At 74.9% G+C, this 17,119-nt stretch carries 20 protein-coding genes; 13 read left to right on the top strand and 7 right to left on the bottom strand.

The window, feature by feature from the left end; genetic code table 11:
• Positions 1-87: 87 nt before the first annotated feature.
• Entirely contained in the window at positions 88-1,197 is a 1,110-nt protein-coding gene (locus tag QOZ86_RS17440; RefSeq protein WP_284493243.1) for an NAD(P)-binding domain-containing protein, read from the top strand.
• A 220-nt stretch (positions 1,198-1,417) separates the two neighbouring features.
• Positions 1,418-1,822 carry a hypothetical protein gene (locus QOZ86_RS17435; RefSeq protein ID WP_284493242.1) on the top strand — a complete coding sequence of 135 codons (405 nt, stop codon included), beginning with the start codon at positions 1,418-1,420 and terminating at the stop codon, positions 1,820-1,822.
• On the opposite strand, the gene QOZ86_RS17430 is transcribed toward QOZ86_RS17435, so the two are convergent.
• On the bottom strand, positions 1,805-2,176 hold the full coding sequence (locus tag QOZ86_RS17430) for a helix-turn-helix domain-containing protein (RefSeq protein ID WP_284493241.1): 372 nt from the start codon (positions 2,174-2,176) through the stop codon (positions 1,805-1,807). The genes QOZ86_RS17435 and QOZ86_RS17430 overlap by 18 nt on opposite strands.
• A gap of 83 nt (positions 2,177-2,259) precedes the next feature.
• Between QOZ86_RS17430 and QOZ86_RS17425 the strand changes: the two genes are divergently transcribed.
• The 3 genes from QOZ86_RS17425 to QOZ86_RS17415 all read left to right on the top strand — a co-directional run bounded on the left by QOZ86_RS17425 (position 2,260) and on the right by QOZ86_RS17415 (position 3,908).
• On the top strand, positions 2,260-2,613 hold the full coding sequence (locus QOZ86_RS17425; RefSeq protein ID WP_284493240.1) for a hypothetical protein: 354 nt from the start codon (positions 2,260-2,262) through the stop codon (positions 2,611-2,613).
• Positions 2,614-3,028: 415 nt separating this feature from the next.
• Entirely contained in the window at positions 3,029-3,535 is a 507-nt protein-coding gene (locus QOZ86_RS17420) for a cupin domain-containing protein (RefSeq protein WP_284493239.1), read from the top strand.
• 31 nt (positions 3,536-3,566) lie between these two features.
• A complete protein-coding gene (locus QOZ86_RS17415; RefSeq protein ID WP_284493238.1) occupies positions 3,567-3,908 on the top strand; it encodes a hypothetical protein in 342 nt (113 codons plus the stop codon).
• 10 nt (positions 3,909-3,918) lie between these two features.
• On the opposite strand, the gene QOZ86_RS17410 is transcribed toward QOZ86_RS17415, so the two are convergent.
• A complete protein-coding gene (locus QOZ86_RS17410; RefSeq protein ID WP_284493237.1) occupies positions 3,919-5,091 on the bottom strand; it encodes an MFS transporter in 1,173 nt (390 codons plus the stop codon).
• Positions 5,092-5,171: 80 nt separating this feature from the next.
• On the opposite strand from QOZ86_RS17410, the gene QOZ86_RS17405 reads away from it, so the two are divergent.
• Entirely contained in the window at positions 5,172-5,720 is a 549-nt protein-coding gene (locus QOZ86_RS17405) for a DUF488 domain-containing protein (protein WP_284493236.1), read from the top strand.
• Between the two features lie 20 nt (positions 5,721-5,740).
• On the opposite strand, the gene pruA is transcribed toward QOZ86_RS17405, so the two are convergent.
• Together pruA and QOZ86_RS17395 are read right to left on the bottom strand one after the other, a co-directional pair.
• Positions 5,741-7,366 carry an L-glutamate gamma-semialdehyde dehydrogenase gene (gene pruA, locus QOZ86_RS17400; protein WP_284493235.1) on the bottom strand — a complete coding sequence of 542 codons (1,626 nt, stop codon included), beginning with the start codon at positions 7,364-7,366 and terminating at the stop codon, positions 5,741-5,743.
• A gap of 27 nt (positions 7,367-7,393) precedes the next feature.
• Positions 7,394-8,323 carry a proline dehydrogenase family protein gene (locus QOZ86_RS17395; protein ID WP_284493234.1) on the bottom strand — a complete coding sequence of 310 codons (930 nt, stop codon included), beginning with the start codon at positions 8,321-8,323 and terminating at the stop codon, positions 7,394-7,396.
• Positions 8,324-8,456: 133 nt separating this feature from the next.
• Between QOZ86_RS17395 and QOZ86_RS17390 the strand changes: the two genes are divergently transcribed.
• The 3 genes from QOZ86_RS17390 to QOZ86_RS17380 are packed head-to-tail and all read left to right on the top strand — an operon-like array spanning position 8,457 to position 10,401.
• On the top strand, positions 8,457-9,590 hold the full coding sequence (locus QOZ86_RS17390; RefSeq protein WP_284493233.1) for a PucR family transcriptional regulator: 1,134 nt from the start codon (positions 8,457-8,459) through the stop codon (positions 9,588-9,590).
• A 26-nt stretch (positions 9,591-9,616) separates the two neighbouring features.
• Positions 9,617-10,255: a biliverdin-producing heme oxygenase gene (locus QOZ86_RS17385; RefSeq protein ID WP_284493232.1), complete on the top strand. Its 639-nt coding sequence runs from the start codon at positions 9,617-9,619 to the stop codon at positions 10,253-10,255.
• Positions 10,252-10,401 (top strand): hypothetical protein, encoded by a 150-nt coding sequence (locus QOZ86_RS17380; RefSeq protein ID WP_284493231.1) that lies wholly within the window; start codon positions 10,252-10,254, stop codon positions 10,399-10,401. The genes QOZ86_RS17385 and QOZ86_RS17380 overlap by 4 nt, the downstream gene beginning before the upstream one ends.
• Positions 10,402-10,413: 12 nt before the next feature.
• Here the strand turns inward: QOZ86_RS17380 and QOZ86_RS17375 are convergent, their stop codons facing one another.
• From QOZ86_RS17375 to idi, 3 genes are all read right to left on the bottom strand, one after another.
• Complete coding sequence (locus QOZ86_RS17375; RefSeq protein WP_284493230.1) at positions 10,414-10,692, bottom strand: hypothetical protein; 279 nt, start codon at positions 10,690-10,692, stop codon at positions 10,414-10,416.
• Positions 10,693-10,713: 21 nt separating this feature from the next.
• Entirely contained in the window at positions 10,714-11,487 is a 774-nt protein-coding gene (locus QOZ86_RS17370) for an SDR family NAD(P)-dependent oxidoreductase (RefSeq protein ID WP_284493229.1), read from the bottom strand.
• A 212-nt stretch (positions 11,488-11,699) separates the two neighbouring features.
• Positions 11,700-12,224 (bottom strand): isopentenyl-diphosphate Delta-isomerase, encoded by a 525-nt coding sequence (gene idi, locus QOZ86_RS17365; protein WP_284493228.1) that lies wholly within the window; start codon positions 12,222-12,224, stop codon positions 11,700-11,702.
• A gap of 230 nt (positions 12,225-12,454) precedes the next feature.
• Between idi and QOZ86_RS17360 the strand changes: the two genes are divergently transcribed.
• The 4 genes from QOZ86_RS17360 to QOZ86_RS17345 all read left to right on the top strand — a co-directional run bounded on the left by QOZ86_RS17360 (position 12,455) and on the right by QOZ86_RS17345 (position 17,118).
• The gene (locus tag QOZ86_RS17360) at positions 12,455-13,282 is read left to right on the top strand and encodes an alpha/beta fold hydrolase (protein WP_284493227.1); all 828 of its coding nucleotides are present in this window, start codon (positions 12,455-12,457) and stop codon (positions 13,280-13,282) included.
• Between the two features lie 25 nt (positions 13,283-13,307).
• On the top strand, positions 13,308-14,660 hold the full coding sequence (locus QOZ86_RS17355) for an MFS transporter (RefSeq protein ID WP_284493226.1): 1,353 nt from the start codon (positions 13,308-13,310) through the stop codon (positions 14,658-14,660).
• A gap of 61 nt (positions 14,661-14,721) precedes the next feature.
• Entirely contained in the window at positions 14,722-15,990 is a 1,269-nt protein-coding gene (locus tag QOZ86_RS17350) for an MFS transporter (RefSeq protein ID WP_284493225.1), read from the top strand.
• Between the two features lie 9 nt (positions 15,991-15,999).
• On the top strand, positions 16,000-17,118 hold the full coding sequence (locus tag QOZ86_RS17345; RefSeq protein WP_284493224.1) for an NAD-dependent epimerase/dehydratase family protein: 1,119 nt from the start codon (positions 16,000-16,002) through the stop codon (positions 17,116-17,118).
• Position 17,119: the final 1 nt, after the last annotated feature.

Below are 17,119 nucleotides of genomic sequence, written 5' to 3'. Positions count from 1 at the left end.
GAATCGCCGTGCTGAGGTGGCCGCTCCCTCCGGTGACCAGCAGCTCCGCGCGGGAAGGTGGCGGGCCGCCCACCGGTTGCTGCCCGTGTGACCAGCACGCCCGGACCCCGCGACGTCGACGTCGTCGTGATCGGTGCCGGGCAGGCCGGGCTGTCCACGGCGTGGGCACTGGCCCGACAGGGCTTCGCACCGGGCACCGGTTTCCTGGTCCTCGACGGGGAGGACGCGCCGGGCGGCGCCTGGCGGCACCGCTGGCCCTCGCTCACCCTCGGCACGACCCACCGGGTCCACCACCTCCCCGGGCTGCCGTTCACCCCCGATGACGACGGCGCTCCGGCGGTGGAGTCCGTCCCCGCGTACTTCGCCGAGTACGAGCAGCGCTTCGCCGTGCCGGTCGTGCGGCCCGTGCGGGTCACCGCCGTACGGCGCGGCGCCGACGACCGCTTCCGGGTGGAGACCGACCGCGGCACCTGGATCCCGCGCGCCGTCGTCAATGCGACGGGCACCTGGACCCGCCCGTTCGTCCCGCGCTACCCCGGCCAGGAACTGTTCCGCGGCCGCCAGCTGCACACGGTCGACTACCGCTCGGCCGAGGACTTCCGGGGGCAGCACGTCGTCGTCGTGGGCGGTGGCGCCTCGGCCACCCAGCTGCTGGCCGAGATCTCCCGGGTCACCTCGACGACGTGGGTGACCCGCCGCCCACCGGTGTGGCGGGACGGTCCCTTCGACGACGACGCCGGCCGCCGGGCGGTGGCGATGGTGGAGGAAGCAGTCCGGGAAGGGCGGCGCCCCGGCAGCGTCGTCGGCGTCACCGGGCTGGCGCTCAGCACCCCCTACGTGCGCGAGGGGCTGGAGCGCGGCATCCTCGAGCGGCAGCCGATGTTCGACCGGATCATCCCCGACGGCGTGGCCTGGGACGCCGCCGACGGAACGGAGGGAGGCTCCGTGGCGGCCGGCGCGATCCTGTGGGCCACCGGCTTCCGCGCGGCGGTCGGCCACCTCGCGCCGCTCCGGCTCCGCGACGCGGGGCGGAGCTTCCGCATGGAGGGCACCCAGGTCGCCGGCGAGCCCCGGCTGCACCTGGTCGGCTACGGCCCCTCGGCCAGCACCATCGGCGCGAACCGCGCCGGGCAGGCCGCCGCCCGGGCGCTGCGCCGCGAGCTGCGGCCCGGCGCTCCCCTGCCGCGCACCGCCTGACCTGCTGGGGGATCTTTCAGGGTGCGATCAGGTCGCTCCCCGATGGTCGGGGCGTCGTCCGCCGGACAGGCTTCGGCCATGACTTCCCGACCGCTCCCCGGAGCCGCGATGATCGAGGCGCAGGGGCTCACCAAGAGGTACGGCGACCGGACCGCCGTCGACCGCATCTCGCCAGCGTGGAGTACTCCGCGCGGGAGCAGACCCCTGCCGGAGCGCCCCGATGATCGACACCGTCGCCCTCGACCCCCACCGGAACGTGCCGGGAGTGCGCCGGCCGGGATTCGCACAGACCTTGCGGGCGGAGTGGATCAAGTCCTGGTCGGTGCGCTCCACGGTCTGGTCGATCGTCGCGCTGGTGGTGCTCGGCGCCGGGCTCACCGTGCTGGTCTGCGCGGTCAGCGCGGACGACCTCGCCGGCGAGGCGGCCGGCTCGTTCATCACCTGGGGGATGACCATCGCGCGAACCTGCTCGAGCCCTGGACCGGTTTCGCGGTGTTCTGCGCCGAGGTGGCGGCAGTGCTGCTGGCCGGCTACCTGGTGCTGCGACGCCGCGACGCGTGACGCCCCCCCGCCCTGCACGTGCGCACCTGCCCCGCTGGACCGCGGTTCAACGGGGCAGGTGTGACGGCAGGTACCACCCGTTCCCGCCGATCGGGGCCTGCGACAGCTGACGCGGCAGGTACTGGTCGAAGAACATCCGGGCGGTGAGCTCGTGCCGGCTGCCGACCCCCAGGTTGGCGAAGACCTTCTTCAGGTGGTCCTGCACGGTGGTCAGCGAGATCGACAGCGCCGCGGCCACTTCGGGGTTGCTGTTCCCCGCCACGACCAGCCGCGCCACCTCCCGCTCCCGGGCGGTGAGCCCGTAGGCCTCGGCGATCACCTCGGCCAGCTCGTAGGGCGCGACCGGCTCGATCACCAGCGACAGCCGCTCGGGCCCCTCCCGGCCGGCCGGCTCCAGGACGTCGAGCTGCACGCTCATCCACCGGCCGGTCCGCAGTCGCACCCGCCCTGACTGGCGCCGTCCCCCCGCCGCGATCAGCCGCGATCAGCCGCGACACGAGCATGACCACGCCGACCGGCACCCCACCGATGCGGGAGTCGGGCATCTCGTCCATCAGCAGCCGCGCGGCCCGGCTGGCCAGCTCGACGTCGATCCGCACGCCGTCGACCCGCAGCACGGCCATCCCGGGACCTTCCTCGACGTCCCGGTGGGTGATCTCGGTGACCAGGAGGGTGCGGCGCACGGCCGCGGCGATGTCGGGGGCGATCGCGGCGACGAGCTGCAGCTCCGCATCCGTGAAGTCGGGTGCCCCGGTCTCCCGGAAGAACACCACCGCCCCCCAGGGCCGACCCCGGTTCCGCAGCACCGCGCGCAGCTCCGGTCCCATCCCGACCGGCAGCATCACGTCGCGGTAGCGGGCGCTGAGCTCCGGGCGTCCCCGCGTACGGCGGTGGATGGTGGCGACGCCCGACCGGTCCCGCACCAGGGCGGGCAACTGGTTGACGTCGTCGCCGCCGACCTCCAGCTCGAGCAGGCGAGGGAGCACCTCCAGCGGCAGGCCCTCGTCGTGGTACCCGCCGGTGTTCATCACCGTGGCCGGGTCGAGGAGCAGGCCGCACCAGAGGTCGGACGGAACCGCGCGGCCGAGTACCGGGACGACGTCCCGGTACAGCGCGAGCGGGTCGGTCGCCGACCGGCAGAGCCGCTCGATCCGGTCGCGCACCGTGGCCATCGGTGCCATGCCGAAACGGTAGGACCGCCGGGCGTCGCGGGAAACCCCCCCGCTTCAGGGATGTCGCAGGTCATCGGGTCGATCGCACGCTCGCTGCCATGACCGCACCTACGCACACCACATCCGCTGAGCCGGCTCCGGTCCTGACCGCCCCTGGCGAGGGGACGGCGATCTGGCACGTCGACACCCTGATGACGTTCAAGGCCCTGACCGAGGACACCGGCGGGCGGCTCGCCGTCTGGGAGCAGCTGCTCCCGCGCCGCTCCTCGCCGCCGCTGCACGTCCACCACCAGGAGGACGAGGCCTGGTTCGTCCTCGACGGAGAGATCACCTTCCAGGTCGGGGACCGGGCCTGGGCCGCCACACCGGGCAGCTTCGTCTGGGCGCCGCGGGGGCTGCCGCACACCTTCCGGGTCGACTCCCCCACCGCCCGCGTGCTGGCCCTGGCCGTCCCGGGCCGGTTCGACCTGTTCGCGCGGGCCACCGGCCGGCCCGCCGAGGAACCGACCCTGCCTCCTCCGCCGGAGAACCCCCCGGACATGACCGCCCTCGTCGGGGCGGCGAGGCAGCACGGGATGGAGGTACTGGGGCCTCCCCTCGCGTGACCACCCCGGGTCCAGCAGGGAGAGTAGTGGCGTGACCTCTCCCGACCCGGCCGCCGAGGGCCGCCGCCGCGCCGACGAACTGCTCGCCGCCCTGACCGCGGCCGACGACGACGCCGCCGAGCAGCTGCTCACCGGCCTGACCGAGATCCGCGACCTGGTGTTCGTGGGCGCGGGGCTGACCGCGATCGCCCGCACCGAGGGCCGGGCGCTGCCCACCGCCCAGCGGGCGCAGGCCAGCACCCGCCAGCTGCAGCTGGGTCAGCTGCGGGACGCGAACCGCTTCGATCCCGACGGGCTGCGCACCTGGTTGCGGCGGTCGGGCGAGGAGATCCTCTTCATCCGCTCGCTGCACGCCGCCGCCCGGCCGGTCTGAGCCGCCCGCGTCAGGGGCGGGCGGGCGCGGGGCGCGCGGCGACTCGCGCCAGCGGGAGGACGACGGCCAGCGCGACGGCGCTGAACACGAACGTCCACGACAACCCCACGGCGCCGAAGACGAAGCCCAGCAGCAGCGCCCCGCAGGCGGTCCCGGCGTCGAACGAGGCGTTCCACAGGGCGCTCGCCGCCGTCGTCCCCTGCTCGCCGGCGCGGGTGAAGGCCCGCAGCAGGGTGAGGTTCTGCACCGCTCCGAACCCGGCACCGAAGAGCGCCGCACCGACCAGCACCCAGGCCGAGGCGTTCCACAGGCCCACGGCGGTGACCGTCAGGCCGGCCGCGCCGACCAGCACCGCAAGGGGCAGCAGCAGCCCGGTGCCCAGCCGGTCGGCCAGCACGCCGGCCCGCCACCGGGTGAGCGCTCCGAACAGTCCCCACAGCAGGAGGGCCACGGTGGCCAGCCGGCCGTCGGGCCGGTCGATCGGCAGGAAGGTGACCAGCCCGCCGCCGGCCGTCGTCACCACGAACAGCACCAGCGACGGCGCCAGCGCGGCGCGGACCGCCGCCCGCGCGTCCCCCTTCGCGCCGCGCTCCTCACGGGTGGTCACCGACCGCAGCAGCATCGGGAGGAAGACCAGGCCCAGCACCGGTGACGCCGACAGCCACGCCAGCCAGCCGACGTGCCCGTCGAGCACCAGCGCGACCCCGGCCGGGATCGCCGCCATGTTGGGCAGTGCGATCGCCAGGCCGTAGAGGCCGATGGACTCGCCGCGCCGCTCCGGCGGGGCGACCCGGGCGGCGAGGGTGGCTCCGAGCACGGTGATCACCGCGAACCCGGCGCCCCGCACGGCCGACAGCGCCGAGATCCAGCCGACCCCGTCGTCGAGCACGTACAGCGGCGCGGGCACCCCGAGCGCGAGCAGCCCCGCAGCGAACACCGGCCCGACGCCGAACCGGGCGGTCAGGGCCGGGACCACGGTCTGCACGACGATGGTGATCACCAGGAAGACCGCGGTGACCACGCCGGCGGTGGCCGCCGACGCCCCACCGGCCACCGCGTACGTGGGCAGGGAGGCCAGCGTGAGGAAGTAGCTGGCGAACCCGAGCGCCGTCACGCCCACCAGCGCCTGCACCCCGCGGGACCGCCACAGAGGGGCCTGCACCTCCACCGTTGCCCCGCTCACGCCACCCCACCGATCGTCGTTCCCGCCCGTCGAGCATGACTCCCGGCGCATGACCGGCCGCGCTCGGGTAGGCAGAGGGCGTGCCGCTGCTCACCGTGGGCCACGGGCCCGATGACCGGGAACGCCTCGGCGCCCGTCTCTCCGGGGCCGACGTGGAGCTGCTCGTCGACGTCCGCCGCTTCCCCGGCAGCCGGAACAACCCCGACGTCCGGCGCGAGGCACTCGAGGAGTGGCTGCCGGCGACCGGCATCGGCTACCGCTGGGCGGAGCAGCTCGGCGGACGCCGCCGACTGCCGACCGGAGAGCCGGTGGCCGACGACTGGTGGACCGTCGCCCAGTTCGCCGCCTACGCCGCCCACACCCGCACCGCGGAGTTCGCGGCCGCCCTGGACGAGGTGCTGGCCGACACGGCCGGGGCGACCGTCGCGGTGATGTGCAGCGAGAGCGTCTGGTGGCGCTGCCACCGGCGGCTGGTCGCCGACGTCGCCGTCCTCAGCCGGCGGGTGCCGGTCACCCACCTGATGCCCGACGGCCGGCTGACCCCGCATGCGCCGGCGGCCGGCGCGGTGCTCGCCGCCGACGGACAGGTCCACTGGCCGGCGGTCCCGGATGGTGATCAGGTCACCTGATCGATGACAGGGGATCGCGGTCAGTCCATGTGCGGGTAGCGGTGGTCGGTCGCGGGCGCGAACGTCTCCTTGATCGACCGGGTGCTGGTCCAGCGCTGGAGGTTCTGCGCGGCACCGGCCTTGTCGTTGGTGCCGGAGGCCCGCCCGCCGCCGAACGGCTGCTGGCCGACGACGGCGCCGGTCGGCTTGTCGTTGACGTAGAAGTTGCCGGCGGCGTGCCGGAGTAACTGCTGCGCGTGCGCGATCGCGGCGCGGTCCTGGGCGATGACCGCGCCGGTGAGGGCGTACGGCGCCGCCGACTCCATCTGGGCGAGCACCGCGTCGTAGTCCGCGTCGTCGTACACGTGCACCGCCAGCACCGGACCGAAGTACTCGGTGGTGAAGACCTCGTGCCCCGGGTCGGTGCCCTCGATGATGGTCGGGCGCACGAAGAAGCCCTCGGAGTCGTCGGCGGTCCCGCCGGCGACGATCGACAGCGCCGGGTCGTCGTCGACCCGGTCGAGCACACCGGAGAGCTTCGAGAAGGATTTCCGGTCGATCACCGCGCCCATGAAGTTCGAGAAGTCCGTGACGTCGCCCACCGGCAGCGACTCGGTGGTGGCGACCAGGTCGTCCTCCAGCCGGCTCCACACCGACCGCGGCACGTAGGCCCGGGAGGCCGCGGAGCACTTCTGGCCCTGGTACTCGAACGCGCCCCGGACCAGCGCGGTGCGCAGCACGTCGACGTCGGCCGAGGCGTGCGCGACGACGAAGTCCTTGCCGCCGGTCTCCCCGACGATCCGCGGGTACCCGCGGTAGGAGGCGATGTTCTGCCCGACCGTGCGCCACAGGTGCTGGAACACCGGCGTCGACCCGGTGAAGTGGATGCCGGCCAGGTCACGGTCGGCCAGCGCCACCTCCGAGACCGGGATCCCGTCACCGGGAACCATGTTGATCACGCCCGGAGGCAGGCCCGCGGTCTCCAGCAGCCGCATCAGGAAGTGCGCGGCGAACTGCTGGGTCGGGGAGGGCTTCCACACGACGGTGTTTCCCATGAGCGCCGGCGCGGTGGGCAGGTTGCCGGCGATCGCGGTGAAGTTGAACGGGGTGATCGCGTATACGAAACCCTCGAGCGGCCGGTGGTCGGTGCGGTTCCAGAAGCCGGGTGAGGACTCCGGCTGCTCGGCGAGGATCTGCCGCGCGAAGTGCACGTTGAACCGCCAGAAGTCGATCAGCTCGCAGGCGCTGTCGATCTCCGCCTGCTGGGCGGTCTTGCTCTGGCCGAGCATGGTGGCGGCGTTGAGCGTCTGCCGCCAGGGGCCGGCCAGCAGGTCGGCGGCCTTCAGGAACACCGCGGCGCGGTCGTCGAAGGAGAGCTCCTGCCAGATCGGGGCCGCCTCCTTCGCGGCGCGGACGGCGTCCTGCGCGTCGGCGTGGGTGGCGTGCCCGGAAGTCCCGAGGACGGCGCTGTGCCGGTGCGGCTGGACGACGTCGAACCGCTCGCCGGCCGCCATCCGCTGCCGCCCGCCGATCGTGGCGGTCAGCTCGATCGGCTCGGCGGCCAGCTCGGTCAGCCGGGCCTGCAGCTCCGCGCGCTCGGCCGAGCCGGGGGCGTAGGTGAGGACCGGCTCGTTGCGGGGCGCGGGAACTCGGGTGACGGCGTCCATGGGGACCTCGATCTCAGGACTCGGTTGTCAGGACGTGGTGCGCAGGGAGCGGAGGAAGAAGGCGACGTTGGCCGGGCGCTCGGCCAGCCTGCGCATGAAGTACGCGTACCAGTCGACGCCGTACGGGACGTAGGCCCGCACTCGCGTGCCGGCGGCGGCCAGGCGGCGCTGCTCGTCGGGGCGGATGCCGTAGAGCATCTGCACCTCCCACGAGTCCGCGGCCCGGGAGTGCTGGGCCGCGAGCTCGTGCGCGAGCGCCACCATCGCCGGGTCGTGGGAACCCACCATCGGGTACCCGGGGCCGGCCATGAGGATCTCGAGGCACCGCGCGTAGGCGGCGTCGACGTCCTTCTTCTTCTGGTGCGCGACGGCCGGTGCCTCGTCGTAGGCCCCCTTGACCAGGCGCACCCGCGACCCGGTGACGGCGAGGGCCTTGGCGTCGTCCTCGGTGCGCAGCAGCATCGCCTGCAGGACCGCGCCGGTGCCGGGGTGCTCCTTGCGCAGCTCGGCGACCGCGGCGAGGGTCGAGTCGATGGTCCGGGAGTCCTCCATGTCGAGGGTGACCGTCGTGCCGATCGCGGTGGCGGCCTCCACCACGGGCCGCACCAGGTCGACGGCGATCTCGTGGCCGTCGGGCAGCGCCTGGCCGAAGGCAGACAGCTTCACCGACACCTCGGCTCCGTCGCCGAGCCCCAGGCCGGCCAGCCCGTCGAGGGCCGCCAGGTAGGCGTCGCGGGAGCGCTCGGCCTCGGCGCGGGTGGTGATGTCCTCGCCGAGGTGGTCCAGGGTCGCCCGGATGCCGTCGGCGGCCAGCGCCCGGACGGCGGAGAGCGCGTCGGCCAGGCTCTCGCCCGCGACGAACCGGTCGACCACCCGGCGGGTGGCCGGTGTCCCGGTGACCACCCGGCGCAGGGCCGGACGGCGGGAGGCGGCCAGCAAGGCCTTGGAGAGGAGCACGGGACCTCCCGGGGACGGACGACGCCTGGGCACAACGCTAGGCACGGCCACCCATCCGGGCCAGGGACAGATGTCGGGTGTTCCGCGGTCTGTTCTCATACAGCTGTACGAGAGACGGCGGAGGGGAGGCCGGATGCGGGACGACCTGCAGGACCTGGTCGACGAGGTGTCCCGCGTGCTGGCCGCGCCCGCCACCCTGGAGGACGCCGACTTCACGCTGCTGGCCTTCTGCGCCCACGACGACAGCGGCGCCGACCCGATCGACGCCGTCCGTACCCGCTCCATCCTCACCCGGGGCTCGGCGCCGGGGACCCGCCGCTGGTTCGAGGACTTCGGCATCGCCTCGGCGACCCGGCCGCTGCGCACGCCGGCGGAGCCGGCGGCCGGCATCCTCACCCGGCTGGTCCTGCCGGTCCGCCACGACGGCGAGATCCGCGGCTACCTCTGGCTGCTCGACGACGGCCGCATCGACCCCGACGCCCACGGGGACCCGGCGCTGGAGCGCGCCCAGGACCTCGCCGCGGACGCGGGCCGGATGCTGGCCGGGCGCCCGGCCGCCGACCTCGGGGATGCGCTCGCCGACGTCCTCGACGGCCGCCCGGGGGCACGCCCCCCGGCCGAGCGCCGGCTGGCCGAGCGGCTGACCGGCGACGGCCCGCAGGTACTGGTCGCGCTCTTCCCCGCCGGCGGCGCCGCGCCCCGGGGATGGCGGCTCCCGGCAGCCGGCGCGGTGGCGGCCGTCGTCGCCGGCGGAGCGGTCGCCGTGCTCGTGCCGCTGCCCGCGGCGGCCGACCTCCGTCCTGCCGGGGCACTCACCGCGGCATCGCTGCGGGCACTTCCGGCCGGCAGCAGCGCCGGGGTGTCGGCGGTGCGCCGGGGCGCCGCGGAACTGGCCGACCAGTGGCAGGAGGCCCGCACCGCCGCGCGGATCGCCGCGGCGGTCGAGCGGTTCTCCCCCGTCGCGCTGTGGGAGGAGCTGGGCGCGTGGCGGCTGGCCGCGCAGCTCCCCGGCCCGGATCCCGCGCTGCAGCCGCTGCTGGCCGACCCGGTGCTCACCGCGACGGCGGAGACCTTCCTCGACTGCGCCGGTAGCGCCGCACGCACGGCGGAGGCCCTGTGCATCCACCGGCAGACCCTGTACTACCGGCTGGGCCGCATCACCGCGCTGACCGGCCTGGACCTCGCCGACGGCGACGCCCGCCTGCTGGTGCACGCCGGGCTGCGCGCCGCACGGCTGCGGAACGCGACCCGGCCACCGCGCTCCTGATCGACGGCTCGCCTACGCTCGTCGCGATGGCTGCGGGAGAGACGGCTGCGCAGCACGACGACCGCAGCGGGCACGACGACGTCCTGCGTGCGCTGCGCACCCGGACCGCCGAGGAGCACCGGACCGTCGAGGACCTGCTCGACCTGCTGGATCCGCAGCTCGACCGGCAGCGGCTGGCGCAGGTGCTGACGGTGATGCACGGGTTCTGGGTGGCGGCCGAACGAGGCCTCGACGAGTGGGCGGCCCGACGACCGGTCGACGCCAGCACCGTGGCGTGGGAGCGGCGACGCCGGGCGGGGCTGTTCGCCACCGACCTGCGCGCGCTGGGAGTCCCGGCGTCGGCCGACGTGCCGCTGCTTGCTGCCGTCGCGGACACCGACCAGGCGCTGGGCCGGCTCTACGTGCTGGAGGGTTCCACGCTCGGCGGCGCCTTCATCGACCGCCACCTCGCTCTGCTGCCGGGTCTCGCCGACGTCCGGATCCGCGCCTTCTCGCCCTACGGGGCGGACACCGGTGCCATGTGGGCCGCCTACCGGCGGGTCACCCGCGAGCACGTCCGCGCCGGGGGCGACGCCGACCGCGTCGTCGCCGCCGCCCGCGAGACGTTCCGGGCGCTGGCGCAGTGGTGCCGGCCGGTGGCCCGCGGCCGGGAGGTGCCGGTGTGACCGACGTCGATCAGGAGGGGCCTCGGAGAACCTCGTCGACCCGACCGGGTCGGGTGGGCGACCGGCTCACCGATCGGCTGCTGCCCGACGGCGCGGAGGACGACGTCGTGCTCGTCGCCGTCCGCGTGCGACCGCAGGACCGCTGAGCCGGCTCCCGCTCAGTCCGTCTCCGGAGCGGTGAACCGGGGGGTCAGCCCGTCGTCGGCTGCACCACCCCGCGCGGGCGGGGGCCCCTCGTCATCCGCCGCCCGCGCGGCGGCGACGGTGTCCTCCCCCAGGCCGGCCGCGGGATCGCTCCTCGCGCCCCGCTCGAGGGCCGCCAGCAAGCGCTCCTCCTCGGGCGTGAGGTCACCGGGGCCGAGGTGGCCGCCGGGCTCACCGGCGTCGGAACCCGACGCCATCGCGGTGTCCGGGGTGGGGTCGTCCGGGGCGTTCACGCGGCTGTTCCTCACGGTGGGTCAGCGGGGGAAGTTCGGCTCGAGCCGCGGCACGATCTGCATCTCCGGCACGAAGCTGGCGGGGTGCAGCAGGAGCAGGGTGCGGATCGCCTCAGCCACCGCCGACGGCGGCATCATCAGGTGCCCGGGGATGCCCCACTGCTCCATCATCGGGGTGTCCATGGCGGCCGGGATGACGCTCTGCACCCGGCAGGGGAAGGGCCGCTCGCTGCCGTCGGGCTGGGTGACGGCCTTCTCCCGCAGCTCCCGCTGGATGCACTTCGTGGCGTTGAGGAAGCCCGCCTTCGAGCCGTTGTAGGCGATCGCGCCACTGCCGGAGGTGATGGCCGAGAGCGAGACGACGTGCACGACGTCGGCCGTGCGCTCGTCGGGCAGGTGCTGCACCCGCTTCATGAACTCGCTGGTGAGGAAGATGGGCCCCTCGCAGTTCACCGCCTGCACCTGGCGGTAGTCGGCCAGGTCGATGTCGGTGATGTAGCCGGGCCGGTCGATGCCGGCGACGTTGATCAGGACGTCGAAGGCGTCACCGTGCCGGTCGAAGAGGTCGGCCACGACGGACCGCCGGCTCTCGTCGTCGGTCACGTCGAGGGCGACGACCTCTGCGGAGCCGCCGGCGGCGGACACCTGGGCGAGCGTCTCGTCGCTCCCTGACGCGTTGATGTCGGCGATCGCCACGTGGGCGCCGGCCTCCGCCAGGGCGAGCGCGGTGGCCCGCCCGAGGCCGCTGGCCCCGCCCGTCACGAGTGCGACCCGGCCCTTCAACGACTCTTCCATTCCGCTCCTCCGTCGTCGCTCGTGTTCCTCGCCGACAGCCTCGCCGAAGACCGTCCGGGCCGCAGGTCGGGCACGCATCGACGGCCGGTGCGTGCACCGCCGGCCGGAGCTGTCCCACTGCGCGGCCGCTACGTGCCGGTGAACCAGACGTCGGCGAGCGTGACGGTGCGCAGGGTCGGGCCCGGCCGGGGAGCTGGCGCCGGCCTGGCCGGTCAGGCCCGGTGCAGGCCCGCGTCCTCGATCAGCCGCGCCTGCTCGCGGCACCACGGCGACCAGGCATCCCCCTCGGTCTCCTGGCGATGGCGGAACGCGGCCCAGTCGACCAGCTCCCACTCCGCGACCTCGGTCGGCTCGGGTGCCGGCGTCCCGTTGAACCGCCCGACGTACACCGGGCAGATCTCGTTCTCCACGACCCCGCGGAACACCGCGCGGTAGCGGTAGCCGGGCAGGGCGGGGCGGACGTCGGTCACCTGCAGCCCCAGCTCGAAGTCCGCGCGCCGCGCGATGGCCGCACCGTCGTCCTCGCCCGGGCCGGGGTGCCCGCAGACGGTGTTGGTCCACATCCCCGGGAAGGTCGCCTTGCCGTCCGCGCGCCGGGTGACCAGCAGCCGGCCCGCGGCGTCGAACAGGTAGGCGGAGAACGCCCGGTGCAGGGGAGTCTCCCCGTGGTGCACCTGCGGCTTGGGCAGGGTGCCGATCTCCCGTCCGTCGTCGTCGACCAGCACGATCAGCTCCATGCCTTGATTGTCTATTACTTCGTCGTCTTCCGGACGACACCGCGGCCAGGTGCCCTCCCGCTCCTGCACTGGAGCCGTTGCCGGCGCTCGTCAGGGAAGCCTCCGGCTCCCCTTCCTCACACCGCCTCGCAGGGCGGGTCCGCGTCACTCCTCGGGGAGGCCTCCGGCCCCCCGCTCGTCGCGACGCCGCTCGTCACGACATCCCGTGGTTCCTTTGGCACAGTCGCGTCGTGGACACCTTTCGGCGGGACGGCCTGACCTTCGACGTCCGGGACGCCGGACCGGACGACGGCGAGCCCGTCGTCCTCCTGCACGGTTTTCCGCAGGACTCCACCGCCTGGGATCGGATGACCCCCGCGCTGCACCAGCACGGCCTGCGCACCCTCGCTCCCGACCAGCGCGGCTACTCCCCCATGGCCCGCCCGCACGGCCGGTCGCACTACCGGCTGCGGGAGACGGTGAACGACGTCCTGGCGCTGCTGGACGCCGCCGGGCTCCGCGACGCACACGTGGTCGGTCACGACTGGGGTGGCATCGTCGGCTGGGCGCTCGGCGCCTGGCACCCCGAGCGCGTGCGTACCCTCACCGCGCTCTCCGTCCCGCACCCGGGCGCGATGGCCCGGTCCATGGTCACGAGCGGCCAGGCGCTCCGCTCCTACTACATGGGGCTGTTCCAGCTGCCGGTGCTGCCCGAGCAACTGCTGCTCGCCGGGAACGGGGCGGCGCTGCGCCGGATGCTGGCGCACGGCGGCCTGCCCGACGACGCCGTGGACCAGTACGTCCGGCGGATGCGGGAGCCGGGCGCGCTCACCGCGGCGATCAACTGGTACCGGGCCCTGCCGTGGACCGGGCGCGACCCGGTGGGGCGGGTGCGGGTCCCGACCCTGCACGTGTGGAGCACCGGCGACGCCTCCCTCGGCCGGGCCGCCACCGAGGACACCGCCCGCTTCGTCGAGGCCCCCTACCGCCTGGAGATCCTCGACGACGTCAGCCACTGGATCCCGGAGCTCGCCGCCGACCGGCTTGCCGAGCTCGTCACCGCCCACGTCCGCGGTTGACCGACCGATTGCGAGACTGCACCGCATGACGCAGACGACGTCGCCGCTGACGCGAGCCGAGCGCCTCGACCGGCTGCCCTTCACCCGGGAGCACGGCCGGCTGGTCGTGGGCTCGGGACTGGGCTGGGCCCTGGACGCCATGGACGTCGGTCTGATCTCGTTCGTGATGCTGGCCCTGGCCGCCCAGTGGGGGCTGTCCGGCACCGAGCTGTCCTTGATCGGATCGATCGGCTTCGTCGGCATGGCGCTGGGCGCGACGCTCGGCGGGCTGCTGGCCGACCGATTCGGCCGGCGCCAGGTCTTCGCCGTCACCCTGCTGGTGTTCGGGCTCGCCACGGGGGCGGCGGCCCTGTCCTGGTCGGTCGGCGCACTCCTGGTGTTCCGATTCATCATCGGCCTCGGCCTGGGGGCGGAGCTGCCGGTGGCCTCCACCCTGGTCAGCGAGTTCGCGCCCGCCCGGGTGCGCGGCCGGGTGGTCGTCATGCTCGAGGCGTTCTGGGCGGTGGGATGGACGCTGGCCGCGCTGATCGGCTACTTCGTCGTCCCCCGCAGCGACGACGGGTGGCGATGGGCGCTGGCGATCGGCGCCGTGCCCGCCCTCTACGCCGTCGTCGTCCGCCGCGGGCTGCCCGAGTCGGTGCGCTTCCTCGAGCTGCGCGGCCGCACCGACGAGGCCGAGGCCGCGGTGCGCCGGTTCGAGCGGGCTGCCCGCGTCGAGCCCGTCGCTTCGCCGCCGCCGGAGCCGCCGGCCAGGACGCCGGGCCCGGGCGCGCTGTGGGCGGCCGGAAACCGCACGCCCACCGCGGCGCTCTGGATCGTCTGGTTCAGCATCAACTTCGCCTACTACGGCGCCTTCATCTGGCTGCCGACGCTGCTGTTCAACGACGGCTTCTCGCTGGTGAAGTCCTTCCAGTACACGCTCTTCATCACCCTCGCCCAGCTGCCCGGGTACGCGGTCGCGGCCTACCTCATCGAGAAGTGGGGCCGGCGCCCCACGCTGGCGACCTTCCTCGTCGGCTCCGCGGTCGGCGCCGGGATGTTCGCCGCTGCCGACGCGGACACGGCGGTCCTCGCCACGGGCATGGTGTTGTCGTTCTTCAACCTCGGGGCCTGGGGCGCCCTCTACGCGGTGACGCCGGAGATCTACCCGACCGCCCTGCGCGCGACCGGCGCCGGCGCCGCCGCGGGATTCGGCCGACTCGCCTCGATCGCCGCGCCGCTGTGCGTGCCGCTGCTGGTCGATGCCGGCGGCACCGGCCTGGTCTTCGGCACGTTCGCCGCCTTCTTCGTGCTCGCCGCGCTGGCCACGTGGGGTCTGCCGGAGCGACGGGGAGAGGCGCTGGACGCGCCGGCGCCGACGACCGCCGTGCGGGACTGACCGCGTCCGGTCCCCCGTCGAGAACCATGCCGGCTCGCCACCTGATGTGCGAAGGATCGCTGTGAGCTCGGCACTGACCGTCGCGGCCGTGCAGCGCCGCTACGTGGCCCTGACCGCCCTGCGCTGGCTGCCGCTCGGCATCACCGTGCCGGTGATCGTGCTGCTGGCGTCGGCCCGGGGCCTGAGCACGACCGAGATCGGGCTGACGGTCGCGGTGCACTCCATCGTCGCCGTCTCCCTGGAGCTGCCCACCGGAGGCCTCGCCGACGCGATCGGACACCGGCCGGTGCTCGTGCTCTCCGCGGTGCTCGGCGCGGCGGGGCTGCTCACGATGGCCGCCGCCCAGGACGTCGTCGTCTTCGCCCTCGCCTACGGGCTGATCGGCGCCGGCCGGGCACTGGACTCCGGCCCGCTGGAGTCCTGGTTCGTCGACGCGACGCACGCCGCGGACCCCGCGGCCGACACCACCCCCGGCCTGAGCCGGGCGGCCGCGGCCAGCGGCCTGGGCCTGGCCCTCGGCGCGGTGCTCGGCGGCCTGGTGCCGCTGCTCGCCGAGGGCGCGGGCAGCGCGGTGCTCACCATCCCCTTCCTGCTCGCCGCCGGCGTCGACGTCGGCTACCTCGCGGCGATCGTGGCGCTGGTGACGCCGCTGCGCACCGCTCCGGCGTCGACGTCGGCCGCTGCGGCGCTCCTGCGCGGCTGCCGCGACGTGCCGCGGCTGATCCGGGAGACCGCCCGGCTCACCCGCGACGACGGGATCCTGCGCCGGCTGCTGATCCTGTCGGCGGTGAGCGGGCTGGTGTTCTCGACGCTGGAGCTGCTCGGCCCGTTGCGGTTCGCCGAGCTCGCCGGCGGGGTCACCGAGGGGACGGCGGTGTTCGGGGTGGTCATGGCGGCGTCCTTCGCCGCGGCCTCCGTCGGCTCGGTCCTCGCCGGCCGGGTCCGCCACGCCGCCGGCGGATCGACCGCCGTCGCCACCGCCGCGGTGGCCCTGCTGGCAGCGGTCGTCCTCGCCGGCACGGCCCTGAGCCCGGTGCTCGCCGTGACGGCGGTCAGCTACGCGCTGTTCTACCTGGTGAACGCGGCCGGCTGGCCGCTGCGCCAGCAGCTCATGCACACCCGCGTCACAGCCCAGCACCGCGCGACGACGGTCTCCGTCGCCTCCCTGGCGCTGCAGGCCGGCGGCATCGTCGGCAGCCTCGCGGTGGCCCGGCTGGCCGATGCGACCAGCGACACGGCCGGGTTCGCCGTCGCCGTCGCCGCCCTCGTGTTCGCCGCGGCTATCTCGCTGCGGCTACGGGTACCGGTTGGCGCGCGGACGGTCGGGTAGCGGCAGGGCATGCCGAACCTCTCCCCCGGCCAGCTGGCCGGTCGCACGGTCGCCGTCACCGGAGCCAGCGGCAACGTGGGCACGGCCCTGCTGCGCCGGCTCACGGCACCGGGGGCCGGGCCCGCCGAGGTCCGCGGCCTGGCCCGTCGGCCGGCGCCGTCCGTACCGCCCTACGACGGCGTGCGCTGGCATCACGCCGACCTCGGCGAGGCGGCGAGCGAAGCGGAGATCGCGGAGTTCGTCGCGGGCGCCGACGCGGTGGTGCACCTGGCGTGGGCGCTGCAGCCCGGACGGCAGCCCGACCGGCTGCGCGAGGTCAACGTCGAGGGCACCCGGCGGGTGGCCCGCGCCGCCGCGGCGGCCGGCGTCGGCCAGTTCGTGCACATGAGCTCGATCGGGGCCTACGCCGCCGGCGCCCGCGGTTCCCTGGTGACCGAGGACTGGCCCACCACCGGCATCCCGGCCTCGCAGTACAGCCGCGACAAGTCCGAGGCCGAACGGGTGGTCCGCGAGGTGTTCGGCCGGCACCGCGACACCACGCTGACCGTCGTGCGCCCGACGCTGATCCTGCAGCCCGAGGCGAGCAGCGAGATCGGCCGCTACTTCCTCGGCCCGCTGCTGTTCGGCGCGGCCCGCATGCTGCCGGGTCCGCTCGCCCGGCTGCTGCCCCTGCCGCTGCCCGCGCTGGCGATCTCGTTCCTGCACGCCGACGACGTCGCCGACGGGATCGAGCGGATGCTCGACCGCCGTGCCCCGGGCCCGTTCAACCTCGCCGCCGAACCGCTGCTGGACGCCGACGCACTCGCCCGCGCCCTGGGCACCGTGCGGGTGCCCACGCCGGCGCGCGTGCTCCGCGCCGGGCTGCACGCCGCCTTCACCGCGCACGTGGTGCCCACCGAGCCGGGCTGGCTCGACCTGGGCACGCAGGTGCCGGCCCTGGACACCGGCCGGGCCCGCAAGCTGCTGGACTGGGCGCCGTTCCACACCGGCGACGACGTGCTGCGGCAGTTCGTCGCCGCGCTCGGCCGTGGCGAGGGGGCCCCCGGACCGCTGCTGGATCCCGCCGGCGGCGCCACGCTGGACCCCGCCGGCGACCCGGCCGACGCGCCGGGCCCCCGGGCGAACTGAC

The sequence above is a fragment of the Blastococcus capsensis genome (assembly GCF_030165005.1).
GTDB lineage: Bacteria > Actinomycetota > Actinomycetes > Mycobacteriales > Geodermatophilaceae > Blastococcus > Blastococcus capsensis.
This window is presented reverse-complemented; position numbering and strand designations above follow the sequence as displayed.